Below are 2,455 nucleotides of genomic sequence, written 5' to 3' on the forward strand. Positions count from 1 at the left end.
AGGGCGCCATAGTCGGAGGGAGTAGACGCGAAACCAAGTGATCTACCCATGGTCAGGTTGAAGGTTAGGTAACACTAACTGGAGGACCGAACCGGTAAGCGTTGAAAAGCTTTCGGATGAACTGTGGGTAGGGGTGAAAGGCTAATCAAACTTGGAGATAGCTCGTACTCCCCGAAATGCATTTAGGTGCAGCCTAGGGTTAGTATAATATGAGGTAGAGCGACTGATTGGATGCGAGGGCTTCACCGCCTATCAAGTCCAGATAAACTCCGAATGCGTATTATATATTGCCCTGGAGTGAGGGCGCGGGTGCTAAGGTCCGCGTCCGAGAGGAGAAGAATCCAGACCATCAGCTAAGGTCCCCAAATAACAGTTAAGTTGAACTAACGAAGTCAGACTGCAGAGACAGCTAGGATGTTGGCTTGGAAGCAGCCATTCATTTAAAGAGTGCGTAACAGCTCACTAGTCGAGGAGTTTGGCGTGGATAATACTCGGGCATAAACTGTTTACCGAAGCTATGGATCTCGTAAGAGATGGTAGGGGAGCATTCTATGTACGTTGAAGGTGAGGGATAACCCTTGCTGGAGTGTATAGAAAAGCAAATGTAGGTATAAGTAACGATAAAGGAAGTGAGAAACTTCCTCGCCGAAAGACTAAGGTTTCCTGATCAACGTTAATCGGATCAGGGTAAGTCGGGACCTAAGGATAAGCCGAACGGCGATTCCGATGGAAGAATGGTTTAATATTCCCATACTACTTTATAGAGCGATGTGGAGACGGAGAAGTGACAGTCCTGCCAACTGACGGAATAGTTGGTTAAAGGGTGTAGACGTTGATCGCGGTAGGCAAATCCGCCGTGAGAGTCGAACCTGACAGTATACCGAGTACTTGTACAAGGTAATATGGATGTAATCATGCTCCCTAGAAAATCCGCTAAGCATATTTATAAAGTACCCGTACCGTAAACGGACACACGTAGTTGGGTTGAGAATACTGAGGCGCTCGAGTGATTCACGGTTAAGGAACTAGGCAAATTGACCCTGTAACTTCGGGATAAAGGGTCCCACTGTAACAGGTGGGCGCAGAGAATAGGTCCAGGCAACTGTTTAACAAAAACACATGGCTGTGCGAAATAGAAATATGAAGTATACAGCCTGACACCTGCCCGGTGCTGGAAGGTTAAGAGGAGAGCTCATCGCAAGAGAAGGTTTGAATTGAAGCCCCAGTAAACGGCGGCCGTAACTATAACGGTCCTAAGGTAGCGAAATTCCTTGTCGGGTAAGTTCCGACCTGCACGAATGGTGTAATGATCTGGACACTGTCTCAACCGTGAGCTCGGTGAAATTGTAGTATCGGTGAAGATGCCGATTACCCGCGATGGGACGAAAAGACCCCGTGAACCTTTACTATAGCTTTACATTGAATTTGGGCAACTAATGTGTAGGATAGGCCGGAGGCAATGAAGCAGGCACGCCAGTGTTTGTGGAGCCGTCGTTGAAATACGGCCCTTTGGTTGTTTGAGTTCTAACCCGCGAAATGTGGGGACACTGTATGGTGGGTAGTTTGACTGGGGTGGTCGCCTCCAAAAGAGTAACGGAGGCTTCTAAAGGTACCCTCAGACCGATTGGTAACCGGTCGTAGAGTGTAATGGCATAAGGGTGCTTGACTGGGAGACATACAAGTCGATCAGGTAGGAAACTAGAGCATAGTGATCCGGTGGTTCCGCATGGAAGGGCCATCGCTCAAAGGATAAAAGGTACTCCGGGGATAACAGGCTGATCGCTCCCAAGAGCTCATATCGACGGAGCGGTTTGGCACCTCGATGTCGGCTCGTCACATCCTGGGGCTGGAGAAGGTCCCAAGGGTTGGGCTGTTCGCCCATTAAAGTGGCACGCGAGCTGGGTTCAGAACGTCGTGAGACAGTTCGGTCTCTATCTATCGTGGGCGTAGGATATTTGAGAGGCTCTGACACTAGTACGAGAGGACCGTGTTGGACAGACCACTGGTTTACCGGTTGTACCGCCAGGTGCACCGCCGGGTAGCTAAGTCTGGATTGGATAAGTGCTGAAAGCATCTAAGTACGAAGCCAGCCTCAAGATTAGATATCCCTTAAGGGTCGTCGTAGACTACGACGTTGATAGGCTACAGGTGTAAGGGCAGTAATGTCGAAGCCGAGTAGTACTAATAGCCCGAGACTTTCTTTTTCCGGGAGGAAGGATTGATATATCAGCAGATATGGTTTAGTGTAAGAGCTATACTGTATATAGCGAACGGTTACGATTAAAGTAGCGTTGTCCAGAGTCAAACATCTTAAAAGAAATTAAGGTGGTTATAGCGTTGGGGATCCACCTCTTCCCATTCCGAACAGAGAAGTTAAGCCCAACCACGTCGATGGTACTGCGTAAAAGTGGGAGAGTAGATAACCGCCGTTTTTGTCAGGTCGAAAGACTGAATG

At 48.6% G+C, this 2,455-nt stretch carries 2 rRNA genes; both read left to right on the top strand.

The annotated features are described in order from the left end of the window. Positions 1-2,206 (top strand): 23S ribosomal RNA (locus M1P97_RS26105); the annotation flags it as partial. 115 nt (positions 2,207-2,321) lie between these two features. Then, positions 2,322-2,432 (top strand): 5S ribosomal RNA (gene rrf / locus M1P97_RS26110). Positions 2,433-2,455: the final 23 nt, after the last annotated feature.

The organism is Parabacteroides leei, from assembly GCF_023369805.1.
GTDB lineage: Bacteria > Bacteroidota > Bacteroidia > Bacteroidales > Tannerellaceae > Parabacteroides > Parabacteroides leei.